General features: G+C 73.8%; 9 protein-coding genes. 7 read left to right on the forward strand and 2 right to left on the reverse strand.

The window, feature by feature from the left end; genetic code table 11:
* Positions 1–618, reverse strand: coding sequence for an acyltransferase (locus K377_RS37385; RefSeq protein WP_111668148.1), 618 nt, complete (start codon positions 616–618; stop codon positions 1–3).
* A gap of 40 nt (positions 619–658) precedes the next feature.
* On the opposite strand from K377_RS37385, the gene K377_RS37390 reads away from it, so the two are divergent.
* The 7 genes from K377_RS37390 (at position 659) to K377_RS37420 (ending at position 13,815) form a co-directional block, all read left to right on the forward strand.
* Positions 659–2,266 carry a glycosyltransferase gene (locus K377_RS37390; RefSeq protein ID WP_161195061.1) on the forward strand — a complete coding sequence of 536 codons (1,608 nt, stop codon included), beginning with the start codon at positions 659–661 and terminating at the stop codon, positions 2,264–2,266.
* Positions 2,267–2,346: 80 nt separating this feature from the next.
* Positions 2,347–4,221, forward strand: a complete 1,875-nt coding sequence (locus K377_RS37395; RefSeq protein WP_146614824.1) for a hypothetical protein — start codon at positions 2,347–2,349, stop codon at positions 4,219–4,221.
* Positions 4,221–5,354, forward strand: a complete 1,134-nt coding sequence (locus tag K377_RS37400) for an acyltransferase (RefSeq protein WP_111668106.1) — start codon at positions 4,221–4,223, stop codon at positions 5,352–5,354. Before K377_RS37395 ends, K377_RS37400 begins: the two co-directional genes overlap by 1 nt.
* A gap of 60 nt (positions 5,355–5,414) precedes the next feature.
* Positions 5,415–6,230 (forward strand): TylF/MycF/NovP-related O-methyltransferase, encoded by an 816-nt coding sequence (locus tag K377_RS37405; protein WP_111668107.1) that lies wholly within the window; start codon positions 5,415–5,417, stop codon positions 6,228–6,230.
* Positions 6,231–6,413: 183 nt separating this feature from the next.
* Positions 6,414–9,935 (forward strand): bifunctional glycosyltransferase/CDP-glycerol:glycerophosphate glycerophosphotransferase, encoded by a 3,522-nt coding sequence (locus K377_RS37410; RefSeq protein ID WP_111668108.1) that lies wholly within the window; start codon positions 6,414–6,416, stop codon positions 9,933–9,935.
* On the forward strand, positions 9,932–12,661 hold the full coding sequence (locus tag K377_RS37415; protein ID WP_111668109.1) for a CDP-glycerol glycerophosphotransferase family protein: 2,730 nt from the start codon (positions 9,932–9,934) through the stop codon (positions 12,659–12,661). Before K377_RS37410 ends, K377_RS37415 begins: the two co-directional genes overlap by 4 nt.
* Positions 12,661–13,815, forward strand: coding sequence for a glycosyltransferase (locus K377_RS37420; protein ID WP_111668110.1), 1,155 nt, complete (start codon positions 12,661–12,663; stop codon positions 13,813–13,815). Before K377_RS37415 ends, K377_RS37420 begins: the two co-directional genes overlap by 1 nt.
* A 460-nt stretch (positions 13,816–14,275) precedes the next feature.
* On the opposite strand, the gene K377_RS37425 is transcribed toward K377_RS37420, so the two are convergent.
* Positions 14,276–16,477, reverse strand: a complete 2,202-nt coding sequence (locus K377_RS37425) for a bifunctional glycosyltransferase family 2 protein/CDP-glycerol:glycerophosphate glycerophosphotransferase (protein ID WP_111668111.1) — start codon at positions 16,475–16,477, stop codon at positions 14,276–14,278.
* Positions 16,478–16,600: the final 123 nt, after the last annotated feature.

The following is a 16,600-nucleotide window of genomic DNA, read 5'->3' on the forward strand; positions in this document are numbered from 1 at the left end:
TCAGGCCTCGGTCAGGCGGCCCGGCGCCGGCTCCTCGTAGCGGGCGCCCGTGCGCGGGCACTGCCAGGTGCCGGGCGCGACCTCGTCGAGCCGCTCCCCGGCCCGCCCCACCCAGCCGATCCACCGGGCCGGGACCCCGGCCACGAGCGCGAAGTCCGCGACGTCACGGGTGACGACGGCGCCCGCCGCGACCATCGCCCAGCGGCCGATCCGCACCGGCGCCACGCACACCGCGCGCGCCCCCAGCGACGCGCCCTCCGCCACCGTCACCCCGACCGGCTCCCAGTCGGCGGCGCCCTTCGCCCGGCCGTGCGGATCGACGGCGCGCGGGGTGTGGTCGTTGGTGAGGACCACGGCGGGCCCGACGAACACCCCGTCGGCCAGGGTCGCCGGCTCGTACACCAGCGCGTAGTTCTGGATCTTGACGTTGGCGCCGACCGAGACCCCCGTCCCGAGGTAGGCGCCGCGGCCCACCACACAGCCCTCGCCGAGCCGGGCCCCCTCGCGGATCTGCGCCAACTCCCAGACACGGGTGCCGGATCCGAGGGTCGCGGACTCGTGCACCTGGGCGCCGTCGGCGATGCGGACAGAGGTGCTGGGAACGTTCGTGGTCGTCATGGACTGTGCAACGAGTGACGTGCACGGTCGTTTGCACCACATGCAGAACATTCCCGGCCGCACGCCGGACGCCGCGGCCCCCCAGGACGGCCCAGGCATCCCGGACGTCAGTGTCGTCGTCGCCGTCTACAACACGATGCCGTACCTCACCCGGTGCCTGACCTCGCTCGTCGAGCAGACCATCGGCAAGGATCGCGTCGAGATCGTCGCCGTGGACGACGGGTCGACCGACGGCAGCGGCGCGGAACTCGAACGGTTCGCCCGGCTCCACCCGGACGTCCTCACCGTCGTCCACCAGGCCAACTCGGGCGGCCCCGCGGCCCCCAGCAACCGGGCGCTCGACCTCGCGCGCGGCCGGTACGTGATCTTCGTCGGCGCCGACGACCACCTGGGCCCCGAGGCCCTGGAGCGGATGGTGGAGGCCGCCGACCGGCTCGGCTCCGACATCGTGCTCGGCCGGATGGTCGGCGTGAACGGCCGCTGGGTGTCGCAGGCCGTGTACGGCGAGAGCCGCGACGAGATCACCCTGTACGAGTCCGCGCTGCCCTGGGCGCTGTCCAACACCAAGCTGTTCCGGCGCGAGCTGATCGAGGAGCACGGGCTGCGGTTCGCCGAGGACCTGCCGGTGCTGAGCGATCAGCCGTTCACCCTGGAGGCGTGCTTCCGGGCCGGGCGGATCACCGTACTCGCCGACCAGGACTACTACTTCGCGGTGCGCCGCGACGACGAGACCAACGCCACCGTCTCCTTCCGCGCCCTGGACCGGCTGACCGGCACCCGGCGGCTGTTCGAGCTGACCCGGCGGATGTCCGAGCCGGGCCGCGGCCGCGAGTGGATCCACCAGCGCCACTTCACCTGGGAGGTGGCGCGGCTGATCAGCCCCGAGTTCCTGGAGCTCGGCGCCGACGAGCAGCGGCGGGTGTGCGACGGGGTCGGCGCGCTGCACCGCGCGTACGCGAGCCCGTACGCCCTGAAGAAGCTCTCCGACCGGCAGCGGCTGCTCCTGAAACTCGCCGAGAAGGGCCATCTCGACGCCATGAAGGGCGTGTTGGCGTGCGCGGCCGGGGACGGTCCGCCGGTCGTCGTCGACGAGGAGCGGGCCTACGCGGGCTACCCGTGCTTCCGCGACCCTGAACTCGGCCTGCCGGACGCCTGGTTCGACATCACCAAGGGCACCCGCAAGCGGTTCGCCGAGCAGGAGTTCACCCCGGCCGAGACCCGGCTGACCGAGACCGGCCTGGAGATCGTGGCCCGCAGCTCGCTCGCCGACCTCGCGGACTTCGGCGCGGGCACGGTGCGCGCCGAGACCGCTCTGGAGCGGGCCGGGGAGCGGGTCGTGAAGGTGTACGACGCGGTGGTGGCGGCCGACGGGGACGGCAGCGCCGTCCGGTTCACGCTGCCGCTGGACGAACTCTTCCCGCACAAGGACGCGCCCTGGGAGCGGTGGAGCGTGCGGCTCGTCGCGAGCGCGCTCGGCGAGAGCCCGGAGGTGCCGGTCGCGCCGCTGCCCACGGAGGCCCGGGTGCCCCGGCCGCGCCGGCACCGGATGCGGCCCTACGGCGTCGGCGTCGCCACCCCGGGCGCGGGCGAGCTGCGGATCACCGTGCGGCAGCTCCCGGTGCGCGAGCTGCTGCGGGCGCGGGCCTGAACAGCCTCCCGTCACCCTTTCCGCTCACCCAGGTGGTCCAGCACAAGTGACCGATTCGGCGCCGCGGTGTTGGTCAGTGGATGAAGATCTTGCTGCGCCCTCCCACGGCGACCGCGCTGACCGCATGGACGGCCCTGGTCCGTCCCGCTTCTCCCCGGGTGCCCGCCGCCCGCAGGCCCGGTGCCCCGCCGGGCGGCGGGCCCGCGCGCTGGGCCGTCCCCGCCGCCGTCCTCGCCGGCACCGCGCTCGTCGGTCTGCGGGCCGCCTCGCTAGGCCAGTGGATCGTCGACGACGCCGCCGTCACCTTCGCCTACGTCCGCAGCGTCGGCGAGGGCCTCGGCCCGGTCCAGCAGGCCGGGTCCGCGCCCGTCGAGGGCTACTCCAACCCGGCCTGGCTGCTCCTGCTGCTCATCGGCCGCACCCTGCGCCTCTTCGACCGGGGCGGCTGGGCGGGCGTCAGCGACCTCGCGCTCTTCCCGAAGGCCCTCGCCCTGCTCTGCGTCGCGGGCACCCTCGCCTGTGTCGGGGGAGTGGCCCGCGCGGCCGTCCCGCGCCGCGCCTGGCTCGTGGTGCTCGGCACGGGCGTGCTGCTCGCCGCCAACTTCTCCTACGTGGTGTGGTGCTTCTCCGGTCTGGAGAACTCCCTGTACGGGCTGTGCGCCGCCGCGCTCGCCCTGCTCCTCGTACGGGGCGACGGGCTCAAGGGCGCCTGCGCCGCCGCCGGGATCACCCTGCTCGCGGCGCTCACCCGCCCCGACGGCGCCGTCCTCGCCGCCGCCTACCCGCTCGCCGTCCTCCTGCTGCGCCGCCCGCGTGCGATGCGGCTCGCCGCGGTCAACTGCGCGCTGTTCGGCGCCGGTTACGGCACCTTCCTGCTGTGGCGGCACGCCGTCTTCGGCCTGTGGGTGCCCAACACCGCCGTCGCCAAGGCCCAGCAGCCGCCGGAGCTCGCCGACCTGGCGAAGGTGGGGGAGCTGATCGGGTACGCGGGCTGGGCGCTCGTCCTCGTCTGCGCGGGCTGCGCCGGACTCGTCCTCGGCCGTCCAGGCCCCGCCCGCCGCGTCCTCGCCCTGCTGTGCCTGCCGCTGACCCTCGCCCTCCTCGCGTTCGGCGCGCTCGCGCCGGACTGGATGCCGCTGTACCGGTTCGCGACCCCGGTGTGGGTGCTCGGCTCGGCCGTCGCCGCGCTCGCCGTCACCGCAGCCTGCGGCGACGCGCCGGTGCGGGCCCGCGCCCTCGTCGCCTGCGCGCTCGGCGGGGCGCTCACCCTGTCGCTGGCCGGACAGGACATGCGGGACAAGGAGTTCGCCAACGAGCCCACCCTGTCCATGTGCTGGGTCGCCGACCGCTACGGCCGCCTCTTCGACTCGTACGCCGACCGGCTCGGCCTGCGCCCCGGCGCCACCGCCGCCCTGCCCGACCTCGGCGGCACCCTGCTCACCAGCAGGCTGAAGGTCGTCGACGTCGCCGGGCTCACCGACCGCCGGATCGCCGACGCCTACGCCGCCCACGACCGGGCCGCGCTCACCGGCTATCTGCTGAACGAGGTGCGGCCCGAACTCCTGCACGTCCACGCCGCCTGGCCGGGCCGCTCCGGGCTCACCGCCGAGCGGCTGACCGACGCCGGGTACGTCCGCCTGTACCGCGAGGAGAACGGCGGCGACTGGGTGCGGGCCACCGCCGTCCCCGGCGGCATCGCGCGCATCGCCGCCGTACGGGCCTGGGCGAAGCCCCGCGTCGACCGCATGCGGCACGCCAAGCACCAGCAGCGCGGCGAACTCGGCGACTGCGGCGCCCGGCTCGTGCCCGGCGCGTCCGCCGCCCGGGCCGCCGTCGCGGAGGTCCCGCCGCCGCTGCCCGCGCCGCCGGGGCCCGTCGTCCCCGCGCGGCCCATCCCGCTGGCCCCGCAGCACGCCCCGGCCGCGCCCGCGCCCGCTGTCGCCCGGGAGGCCTGATGACCAGCGCCCTGCTCCCGTCCCAGCCGGCGCTGCGGCCGCGCGCCGTCGTGACGCGCGCCGACCGGCTCGACTCGCTGACCGGGCTGCGCTTCCTCGCCGCGCTCGCCGTGTTCACCCACCACTTCACCGGCGCGAGCCCGTCCGGCGGCGTCGCCCACACCCCGGCGCTCTTCCCGTACTCGACGATGGGCGTCAACGGCGTCGGGTTCTTCTTCGTGCTGTCCGGGTTCCTGCTGGCCTGGGGGCACCGCTCCGGGACTCCGGCGAAGACCTTCTACTGGCGGCGCGCGGGCCGGGTCCTGCCGCTGCACCTCGCCGCCACGATCCCCTGCCTGTGGGTGTTCCACCTGTGGGGCGGGGTGCCCTGGGACCTGCCGAGCTTCCTCGCCTCGCTGGTCCTCGTGCAGACCTGGTTCCCCGGCGTCGTCCCGATGTTCCCGGGCAACGGCGTCTCCTGGACGCTCAGCGTCGAGGCCTTCTTCTATCTGCTGTTCCCGCTCGTGATCCGCGCCGCCTACCGGCTGCGCACCCGCACCCTGTTCGCCCTGTGCGCCGCCGGGCTGCTCGCCATGTGGGCCGTCGGGTTCTGGGCCGCGACGCACCTCTCCCCGTTCCACAGCGAGTGGGTGATGCGGCTTCCGGTGGCGCGGCTCCCGGAGTTCGCGCTCGGCACGAGCCTGGCGCTCGCGGTGGGGCGCGGGCTGCGCATCCCGGTGCGGCCGGGACCGCTGGCCGCCGTCTTCGCCGCGTACACCGTCGTCTACGCCCACCGCGGCGACTGGTTCGGTCCGGGCGTCGTCCAGCAACTCGACTGCTCGGTGCGGCCGTTGGTCGCGCTGTTCTCCGGGCTGCTGATCGTCGCGTGCGTGCGGCGGGAGCGCTCCGGGACGCGCGGCTGGCTGTGCGCACCGCTGATGGTGAAGCTCGGCGCCTGGTCGTACGCCTTCTATCTGCTGCACCAGACGGTGAACCGATACGTCCTCGACCACTGGGGCCGCGCGGCACCGGGCGACCAGAACGTGTTCACCCTCATCGGGGTCGCCACCGTCGTCGTCGCCCTGTCCTGGGCCGCGTACACCTACGTCGAGGAACCCGCCCGGCGCTGGTGGTACCGCCGTCAACCCACGTAGCGTGATGGCCGATTGACGCACCGTGACAGGAAGGGTGAATTGGGCGTAGTGTCCCGCCCCATGGCATGGAAGAACGCAGTCAACGGCGCACTCCGTACCCTGACCGGATACCAGCTGGCCCGCCCCCAGGTGCCCGCCCCGCGCGTCGCCGCGCAGCCCGCACCCGCCGCACCGGCCGCGCCCGCGCGGCCCAAGGGGCTCAGACTTCCGGCCGACTACGACGACGAGGCGAAGGAGATCATCCGCGCCGTCAAGCCGTGGACCATGACGTCCCCGGAGCGGCTGAACGCGTTCGTCCTCGCCACCCGGCACGTCGTGCAGCACGGCATCCCCGGCGACATCGTCGAATGCGGTGTGTGGCGCGGCGGCTCCATGCAGGCCTGCGCCAAGGCCCTGCTCGGCCGCGGCGTCACCGACCGCGACCTGTACCTCTTCGACACCTACGACGGCATGACGCCGCCCACCGTCGAGGACCTGCGGCGCGACGGCACCCCCGCCTCCGACATCCTCGCCCGCAACGACAAGGACAAGGCGATCTGGGCGTACGCGACCCTCGACGACGTCAAGTCCGGCTTCCAGCAGGTGCCTTATCCCGCCGAGCGCGTCCACTTCGTCCAGGGCAAGGTCGAGGAGACCGTGCCCGGCCGCGCCCCCGACAAGATCGCGGTGCTCCGGCTCGACACCGACTGGTACGCCTCCACCAAGCACGAACTCGACCACCTCTACGACCGGTTGGTCCCCGGCGGCGTGCTGCTCATCGACGACTACGGCTACTGGCAGGGCTCGCGCCAGGCCGTCGACGAGTTCCTGGAGAAGACCGGCGAACGGCTGCTCCTGCTCCGCATGGACGAGGGACGGATCGCCGTCAAACCGTGAAGCGGCCGCCCCCGGATCCCCGGCCCCCGCGTCCCGTGACGCGGGGGCCGGCCCGTGCTCACCCGAATGGCGCAGACCGGGTGACCGGCGAGGACGTCGCCGGTTGTTAACGAGTGAGCCACCTCCAGCACACCCGGCTCACCACTGCTGTCCTCAGCCGTCCGGAAGGAATGTGCGCCGCGCATGACACCCCGACTCACCGTCGTCGTCCCCATCTACAACGTCGAGGACTATCTCGGCGACTGCCTGGAGTCGCTGTCGGCACAGACCATGCGCGACCTGGAGGTCGTGATGGTCGACGACGGCTCCACCGACGGCAGCGGGACCGTCGCACGGGACTTCGCCGAACGGGACACCCGGTTCCGGCTCGTCGAGCAGGCCAACGCCGGGCTCGGCGCCGCCCGCAACACCGGGATCCGGCACGCCACCGGCGCCCACCTGGCCTTCGTGGACAGCGACGACGTGATCCCCGAGGGCGCCTACGCGCTGATGCTCGACACCCTCGACGCGACCGGCTCCGACTTCGTCACCGGCAACGTCTTCCGGCTGCGGGCCGACGGCTCCACCGCCCAGTCGCCGATGTTCCGCAAGATCATGGCGACCACCCGCACCGCCACCCACGTCACCCGCGACTGGGGCCTGCTCGCCGACCGCATCGCCTGCAACAAGGTGTTCCGCCGCGACTTCTGGCAGGAGCACTCCTTCGAGTTCCCCGAAGGAGTGCTCTTCGAGGACATCCCCGTCGTGCTCCCCGCCCACTTCCGGGCGCGCACGGTCGACGTGCTGTCCGACACCGTCTACCTGTGGCGCGACCGCGACGGCTCCATCTCCAACAAGCGCGCCGTCCCGCGCGCCATCCAGGACCGCACCGCCTCCTGCGCCTTCGCCAGCCGCTCGCTCGCCGGGCGCGAGGAGTGGCGGGAGGGCAAGCGGCGCTACGACGCCAGCGTCATCGCCGGTGACCTGTGGATGTTCATGCAGGCGCTGCCCGACGGCGACGCCGCGTACCACGAAGCCTTCCTCGACCACGTCAACTCCTTCGCGGACAGCGTCGATCCGGGCATCTTCGACGAACTGCCGCTCGGCCTGCGGGTGCGCTGGCGGCTGGTCAGGCAGCGCCGGATGTCGGAACTCCTCGCCTACATGGCGTACGAGAAGAGCAACCCCGGCGCCTTCACCGCCCGCCGCGGACTGCGCGGCCGCCGCGCCGACTTCCCCGTGCTCGGCGGCCGGCTGCCGCGCTCCGTCGTGGGCCTCGCCAAGTCCGACCTGCCGCTCGACGCCCGGATCACCCAGGCCGCCTGGGACGAGGACGGCAAGCTGCGCCTCAAGGGCTACGCCTACGTGCGCAATCTGCCCGCCGGACGCCTCGCCGCCCGCGCCCGCGTCGCCTGGCTGCGGGCCGGGAAGCGGCGGGCGGTGCCGCTGCGGCTGCGCACCGTCCGCTCGCGCGAGGCCACCCTCGCCTCCAAGCAGGGCCTGCACGACTACGACCGGGCCGGCTTCGAGACCGTCGTCGACCCGGCGAAGCTGGTCACCGCCCGGGGCAGCACCACCTGGAACCTGGAGCTCGGCGCCTGGGCCGGCGGCCTGCTGCCGCGCACCGGACCGGTCCGGCTGAGCGGCTCCGGCACCGTCCCGCTGCGCCACCTCGACGACGACCTGCGCATCGTGCCCACCCTCAGCGACGGCCGGCTGCGGCTGCGCGTGGAGCGGCTCGCGGCCCGTCTCGCCGAGCACAGCGGCGATGGCGAAACCATCCGCCTGACCGGCGCGCTCACCTCCGGCACTCCGCTCGCCGTCCGCGTCGAGAACTGGCGCACCAAGGAGTCCCACGACTTCTCCGTCACCTGCGACGGGCGCGCCTTCACCGCCCGGGTCCCGCTCGCCCTGTTCGGCGGCGTCCAGGACCCGGCCGACCCGTGGGGCGTCGCCCTGGTCCGCGAGGGCGGCGACGGCGGCAAGGACGCCAAGGCCGTCCCGCTGCCGGTGCGCCCCGACATCGCCCCCGGCCGCTACGGCCTCGGCGGCGGCCGCGAGCTGATGGTGCTCGCCAACGCGTCCGGCAACACCGAACTGCGCGACCAGGTCGTACGCCCCGTCGTCGACACCGTCCGCTGGGAGGAGTGCGCCGAGGGCGTCACCTGCCGGGTGTGCATGGACTGCCGCGAGCCCGGGGGCCATCTGCTCCTCGCGGGCAGCTACCCGGTCGGCGGCGAGAAGGAGCTGATCCTCGCCCACGACGGCCACGGCGAACAGGCCGTCGTCCCGGTCACCGTCGCCGACGGCCGCTTCGAGGCCGTGCTGCGCCCGCACGCCGTCATCGGGCAGGCCGGGATCCTGCCGCTCGCCGAGGGCACCTGGCAGCTGCATCTGCGCGCGCCCGGCGACAGCGACCCCGACCGCCGGGTCCCGCTGCTGCTCGCCCCGGCCCGCCACGCCGACCTGCCGCTGCCGCGGGCCCTGCGCGGCCGGCCCTTCACCGTGCAGCGCCGCCACCACGACCACCTCGTCCTGCACTCGGGCTCCGCGCTGCCCGACGCGGACCGCGGGCGCGCCGCCCAGAGCGCGCTGCGCGAGCGGTACGCCGCTCAGCGCACCCTGCCGCGCCGCGACGCCGTGCTGTACATCAGCTTCGACGGCCGCCAGTACTCGGACTCGCCGCGCGCCGTCCACACCGAACTCGCCGCCCGCGACACCGGCCTGGAACACCTGTGGGTGGTCCGCGACCAGCAGGTCGAGCTGCCGCCCGGCGTCACCCCGGTCACGCTGTGGAGCGCCGACTGGTACGAGGCCCTGGCCCGCTGCCGTCACATCGTCACCAACACGCATCTGCCCGAGTGGTTCGAGCGCGCCGACGGCCAGTACGTCGTCCAGACCTGGCACGGCACCCCGCTCAAGCGCATCGGACGCGACCTGCTCGGCAGCGCCAGCGCCGACCCGAAGTACATCGCCACGCTGCCCGCCCGCGCCGACCAGTGGTCGCTGCTCGTCTCCCCGAACAGCTTCTCCACACCGGTGCTGCGCGAGGCGTTCGGCTACACCGGCGACGTGCTCGCCTCCGGCTACCCGCGCAACGACCTGCTGCACGCCACCGACCGGGACAAGCTGGCCGCCTCGGTGCGCGAACGGCTCGGCGTGCCCGACGGCAAACGGGTCGTCCTCTACGCCCCGACCTGGCGCGAGAACCAGCGCCGCACCGGGGGCAGGTACGGCCTCGACCTCCAGCTCGACCTCGGCGCGGCCGAGGCGGCCCTCGGCGACGACCACGTCCTCCTCGTCCGCCGCCACTACCTCGTCGGCGGCGCGGTGCCCGAGTCGGACTTCGTCCGGGACGTCTCCCGCCACCCCGACGCGGCCGAACTCCTGCTGATCGCAGACGTGTTGGTCACCGACTACTCGTCCATGATGTTCGACTTCGCGCAGACGGGTCGGCCGATGCTCTTCCACACCTACGACCTCGACCACTACCGCGACACCCTGCGCGGCTTCTACTTCGACTTCGCCGCCAAGGCGCCCGGACCGCTGCTGCGCACCAGCGACGAGGTGATCGCCGCGCTGCTCGACGCGGACGCCGCGGTCGCCGGACACCGCGACGCCCACCAGCGGTTCCGCGAGGCGTTCTGCGACCTGGACGACGGCACCGCCGCCGCGCAGGTCGCCGACGCGATGCTCGCCCACGACACCACTGGGGGCAGCCGATGACCGGCACCACCAGCACGGCGCCCGACATCAGCGTCGTCGTCGACTGCCCGCCCGGCACCACCGCGGCCGCCCTGCGCGACAGCGTCCGCTCGGTCCTCGACCAGACCCTCACCGCGACCGAGGCCGTCCTCACCGGGCCGGGCGCCGCCGAAGCGGGCGCCGCCCTCACCGCCGACCATCCGCGCCGGGTGCGCACCGGAGACCCGCGCGGCGGCCTCGTCCTGCCGCTGGCCCCGGGCGAACTCCTGGAGCGCAACGCCTGCCGCAACCTCCTCGCCGCCGCCCTGCGCACCGACGCCGACCTGATCGCGGGCCGCTGGACCCGGCGCACCGGCACCGGCGCCAAGGAGCACAGCCCGGTCTGGCAGCAGGAGCTGTACGGGCGTTCCCGCGTCGTCACCGACCCGGCCGAGGCCCCCGAACTCCTCGTACGGGACACGCTCACCGCCGGCTACGCGGTCCGGCGGTCCCGCTGGGCCGAGGGCGGCACCGGCTTCGACCTCGCGCTCACCGCCCGCCGGACCGCCCTCGTCCCCAACCTGATCACCACCCGGCGCCCCGCCCCCGACCCGCTCGGCGACCTGCCGGCGGCCGCCGCGGCGCAGCGCCACGCCCTCGCCCTGCTCACCGACCCCGCGCTGCGCGCCGCCCGCGCCCACGCCTTCCTCACCGACCACGTCGTACCGTGCGCCCGCGCCTTCCTCGGCGCCGCCCCCGGCCGCCGCGCCGAACTGGCCGCCGCCTACGCCCCGTTGCTCGACGGTCTCGTCGACGAGGACGCGCTGCGGGGCCTGGAGCCCCTGGAGCGGGTCGCCGCCGCCCTGCTCGCCGACGGCGACGCGCCCGGGGTGCACACCGCCGCGTACGCGCTGGCCAGGCCCGGCACCGTCGTCACCGCGCAGGCCCGCCACGAGGGCCGCACCTACTGGAGCGCCGAGCATCCCCACCCCTCGTACGACATCACCGAACTCGGCGACGAGCACCGCCCGTTGAGCGGGCTCAAGCTCCTCAACCGGGTCACCCGGTGCGCCCGCGAGGACGGACGCCTGGTGATCGAGGGCGCCGTCGTGCTCCCGCCCGCGCTGCGCGACACCGAGCGCACCCATGTGCTCACCGCGAGCCTCGAACTCGTCGCCCGCGGCCCCGGCGCCCGGACCGTCACCGTGCCGCTCGACGACGTACGGCTGCGCGGCGACACCATCGACTGGCGCGCCACCGTCCCGCTCACCACCGTGCTGCGCCCGCGCGGCATCGGCGACCGGAACTGGGACCCGCGCCTGCTGCTCGGTGTCGACGGCGAACGGCTCGCGCCGCTCGACCTGTTCGCCGAGAAGGGGACCGTCGACACCAGGGCGACCGCGCTCCCGGCCCGCCCCCGGCTCGGCCGCCTCACCGCCGACACCTGGCAGCCCTACGTCACCGCCGGGCACCATCTCGCGGTCTGTCTGCTGCCCCGGCGCCGCCCGGCGCGCACGGCCAACGCGCTGGCCCGCTACGCCACGAACTTCCGCCCGGCCCGCGTCGTCAAGCAGCGCTGGAAGAAGCTCCGCAAGAAGTTCGCCGCCCTGCACTCCCAGCGCACCAAGACGACCGTCTACCGGCACGTGCTGCGCCGCCTGCCGGTCAGCCGTGGCACCGTCGTCTTCGAGAGCCACATGGGCAAGTGCTACGGCGACAGCCCGCGCGCCGTCCACGAGGAGCTGGTCGCACGGCGGCGCGGCGCGCGCGTCGTGTGGTCGTACGCGCAGGACCCGACCGGCTTCCCCACGGACGCCACGCTCGTGCGCCGCTGGTCCTGGCGGTACCTGTGGGCGCTCGCCCGCGCCGAGTGGTGGGTCGACAACCAGGGCTTCCCGCACGCCCTCGACAAGCCGAAGCACACCACGTACCTCCAGACCTGGCACGGCTCCGCGTACAAGCGGATGGGCTACGACGAGACCCGGCACAAGATGCAGAACGCCCCGCAGCGCGAGCAGCTCATGCGCGCCGTCGGCCGGTTCGACCGGTTCCTCGTCCGCTCCGAGCACGACGTGACCACCCTCGCCCGCGCCTACCGCATCCCCGAGGAACGCCTGATGCGCGTCGGCTACCCGCGCAACGACCGGCTCGTCGCCGCCCGGACCCGCGACGAGCGCGAGGGCCGCTTCCCGCGCCCGGACCTCGCCGCACGCCTCGGCATCCCCGACCACCGGACGATCGTCCTGTACGCGCCCACCTTCCGCGGCACACCGAAGAACAAGAAGGCCCAACTACTGCTTGACGTGCGGAAGTTCGCCGAGCGATTCGGTGACACCCACACCCTCCTGGTCCGCGCCCACTACATGGAGGCGGCGACCCTGCCCGTCACCCCGCCCGGCACCGTCCTCGACGTCTCCGGCCACCACGACGTCAGCGAACTCCTCTGTCTCGCCGACGTGCTGGTCACCGACTACTCGTCGATCATGTTCGACTACGCACTCCTGGACCGGCCCCTCGTGCACTTCGCCCCCGACCTCGACCACTACGCAGCCGAACGCGGCAGCTACTTCGACCTGCGGGCCCGCTCCGGCGGTCCGGTCGTCGACACCCAGGAGGCGCTGCACGCCACCCTCGCCCGGATCAAGGAGACGGACGCGGACTGGCAGGAGGCGCGGCGCGCGTTCGCCGCCGAGTTCGGGTCCTACGACGACGGGGGCGCCGCCCGCGCCGTCGTCGACGCCCTCTTCACGCGGAAGGCGGGCCGGTGATGACGACCGCCACCCGGGAGCGGGATCTGTACCTCGTCGCCAACAGCACCGACGAGCTGGGCGGGGTCACCGCCTGGACCCACCAGATGGCCCGCCTCTTCCAGTCGGCGGGACACCGGGTGCACGTCATCGGCGTACACAAGGCCGACCTGAAGATGGCCGTCCCCGCGGCCCCCGACTACCCGGTCACCGCGCTGTACCCGGAGCATCCGCTCACCGCGCGGCCGATGCGCGGGCGCCGCCGGTTCAGCGTGCCCGCGCGGCGCCGTGAGGCCCGCAGGCTCGCCGCGAAGAAGCGGGCCCTCGCCGAGCTGGACACGATCCTGGGGCAGGCGCGGCCCGGCTCCGTCGTCATCGTCACGCAGGTGTGGCCGATGGAGTGGCTGCGCGAGACCGACACCTCGCACCTCACGCTGATCGGCATGAGCCACGAGTCGTTCGCCTACTCGCGGGCCTGCCACCGCTACCACTGGGTGAAGCGGCACTACCCGCACGTCGACCGCTGGCTCGCCCTCACCCAGGAGGACGCCGACATCTGGACCGCCGAGGGCCTCGACAACGTCGGCTTCATTCCCAACGCCCTGGCCCATCTGCCCGCCGTGCCCTCCCCGCGCACCGCGAACGTCGTCTGCTCCATCGGCCGGCTCGCCGACCAGAAGGGCATCGACATGCTCCTCGACACCTGGGCCAAGGTGCTGCCGCACCGGCCGGACTGGGAGCTGCACCTGTACGGGGCGGGCGCCGACGAGCCCGAACTGCGCCGCCAGGCGGCCGAGTTGGGCATCGAGCGCGGTGTGCGCTGGATGGGCCGCACCGACGACGTACCCGGCGCCCTCGCGACCTCCTCCGTGTTCGTGCAGTCCTCGCGCGGGGAGGGGTTCCCGCTCGCGCTGATGGAGGCGATGGCCAGTGGGGTGCCGTGTGCCGCGTTCGACTGCGCGCCGGGGGTGCGGGAGATCGTCCGGGACGGCGAGGACGGGTTGCTCGCGCCTGCCGGGGACCTCGACGCCCTTGCCGACCGGTTGCTGCGGCTGACCGGGAATCCGCGGTTGCGGGATGCGATGGGGGAGCGGGCCCGGGCCAATGTCCAGCGGTTCTCCGAGGCGCGGGTCCTCGACCAGTGGGAGCACCTGTTCGCCCTGCTGGAACGCTAGCCGCCCGCCTGCGGGTGCGCGGGGCTGTTTTGCGCAGTTCCCCGCGCCCCTGGGCCCGTTCTTCGCGCGCGGCCCGGTGGCCGCTTCTCGCGCAGTTCCCCGCGCCCCTGAGATGCGCACTGCGTGCGCCATCTCATCACCGGATGCCTACGGCCTCCTGAGAGAGCCGCACCCATGGCTGCCCTACGGGGAGGCGGCGCGCAGCGCCTGCCTCAGGGGCGCGGGGAACTGCGCGACCAGCCACGACGAAAGCCGCGCGTGGGATCTGGTTTTGGGGGCGCGGGGAACTGCGCGACCAGCCACGACGGTGGCGCGCGTGAAGAACGAACCCAGGGGCGCGGGGAACTGCGCGAGAAGCGGCCACCGGGCCGCGCGTGAGAGACGGCCCAGGGGCGCGGGGAACTGCGCGCTCAGCCACGGCGAGAGGCGCGGACGGGCGGCGGCCCCCCCGGCGTCGAGTTCAGACCCGCGGCGCCGGCGCGGACTCGGCCCCCTGACGGGGAAGCGCGGTCACCCCGGAGGGCCCCTCCCCGAACACGACCCGCCGCACCACCCGCTCCCCGGCACCCCCATCCTCGTAAGGACAGAACCGCTCCCGGAACGCGGCCCGCAACTGCGCGGAGCGCGAGCCGCGCCAGTGCCCCGTGGCGAAGATGTCGATCAGCTCGTCCTCGGACCGCGCCACCGCCCCCGGCGGGAACGAGCGCAGGTCGAAGTACGTACCGCGAGCGGCCTCGTACGCCTCCCAGTCGTCGGCGTGGATGACGATCGGGCGGTCCAGGGCCGCGTAGTCGAACATCAGCGACGAGTAGTCGGTGACCAGCGCGTCCGAGGCGAGGCAGAGCGTCTCGACGCTCGGGTGGTCGGACACGTCGATGAGGCGGGCGGCGGGGATACCGGTCAGCGGCGCCGCGTAGCTGTGGTGCGCGCGGGCGAGGAGCGTGAAGCGCGGGCCCAGGGTGCGCAGCATCCGCTCCAGGTCCAGCGGGAGGCGCTGGGTGACCCGGTAGTCCCGGTGCGTGGGCGCGTAGAGGATCGCGATCGAGTCGCGCGGGATGCGGAGCGTCTCGCGCAGCCGGGCGGTCTCCTGCAAACTCGCCCTCTGGAAGCGGTCGTTGCGCGGATAGCCGTATTCGAGCGTCGTGTACGCGGACGGGTAGGCGCGCTCCCAGGTCAGTGTGGAGTGCCGGTTGCCGGACAGGACGTAGTCCCACTTGTCGGCGTTGGCCAGCAACTGGGCGAAGTCCGTGCCGCGGGCCGCCGCCGGGTGGTCCTGGAGGTCGAGGCCCATCTTCTTCAGCGGGGTGCCGTGCTGGGTCTGCACGAAGACCTGCTCGGCGCGCTTGACCAGGCGACGGTCGAAGTTGACGTTGTTCACGAGGTACTTGGAGCGGGCGAGCGCCGTCCAGTACGCGGCCGTGCCCGGCGTCAGCCGCCGGGTGGCCGCCGGAACGGTGTGGTGGTGCTCCGGCGCCGCGATCCAGGAGGTGCGCACGTGCGGGGCGTGGACGCGGAAGGCCTCCTCCAGGGCGCCCGGGTTGCAGCCGTGGCCGCGGCCCCAGTACGAGGCGAACACCGCGTCGTTCTCGCGCACCGGCAGGCGCAGCTGGACGCGGTAGTGGAACTGGAGCGCGGCGGCCCGCAGGGTGCGGCGGGCCGAGGCCAGGGTGCGGGACAGGCGCCGGCCGACCGCCGTCGCCGCGCACAGGGCCCGGTAGGTGCGGTGGGTGCCGAGCCGGACCAGGGCGTGCCGCAGCCGGGTGCGGCTGCTCACGCGGGCGCCCGGGGTGCGGTAACGGGCGTAGTGGCCGCGGGCCCTGCGCAGGAACTCGGCCCGGCTGCGGCGCGGGAGCCGCCCCCGCTTGGTGAACAGCGTGGAGAGGTGGTCGACCATCCTGCGGAACATCGCCGGACGCCACTGGGCGTCCAGGTCCGGGTGCTGGTCGAGGAACTCGAAGACACGCTCGTACTGGTCGAAGATGTCGAAGTGGCGGCGCGAGGTCGTGCCGAGGATGTTGCCGCCGCGCCGCTGGCGGTAGTGCACGCAGACCCGGTCAAGGGTCGCCAGGGACTCCGCCGCCATCAGCGCCGGGTACGTCCAGGGCGTGTCCTCGTAGTAGCCGGGCGGGAAGGTGAAGCCCTCGCGCTCGATGAACTCGCGGCTGTACGCCTTGTTCCAGACCACCATCAGGATCTTCAGCAGGCCCGGCCGGTCGGCGAGCGTGAACGGCACCGGGCCGTCCTGGGCGAGCAGGTGCGCGAACTGGTTGCGGACCTCGCGGCCGTCCCAGAAGGTGCGCGCGTAGTCGAAGAGCAGGACGTCGGGCGAGCCCGTCTCCTTGACGCGGTCCGCGATCGCCCGCAGCGCGCCCGGGGTGAGGGTGTCGTCGCTGTCGAGGAAGAGGACGTAGTCGCCGGTGGCGTGGGTGAGTCCGGCGTTGCGGGCGCGGCCCAGGCCCACGTTCTCGTCCAGGTGGACGGCCCGGACGCGGGCGTCGCGCGCCGCGAACTCGTCGATGATCTCCCCGCAGGCATCCGGCGAGCAGTCGTCCACCGCGATCACTTCGAGGTCCGTGAAGTCCTGCTCCAGCACCGAGGCGAGGCACGCGTGCAGATACGCCTGCACCTTGTACGCGGGGACGATGACACTGAACCGGGGCAAGGTGACACATCCAGGGAGTCGGCACGGGCATTCTGCCCGGGAACGGCCGACACGCAGGGAAGTTACGCACGATGCGGCATTCGGGGGAACGGCGCGGAGACGGCCGGGGGCGGGCCGGTGAAC

The sequence above is a fragment of the Streptomyces sp. PsTaAH-137 genome (genome assembly GCF_003259365.1).
Taxonomy (GTDB): domain Bacteria; phylum Actinomycetota; class Actinomycetes; order Streptomycetales; family Streptomycetaceae; genus Streptomyces.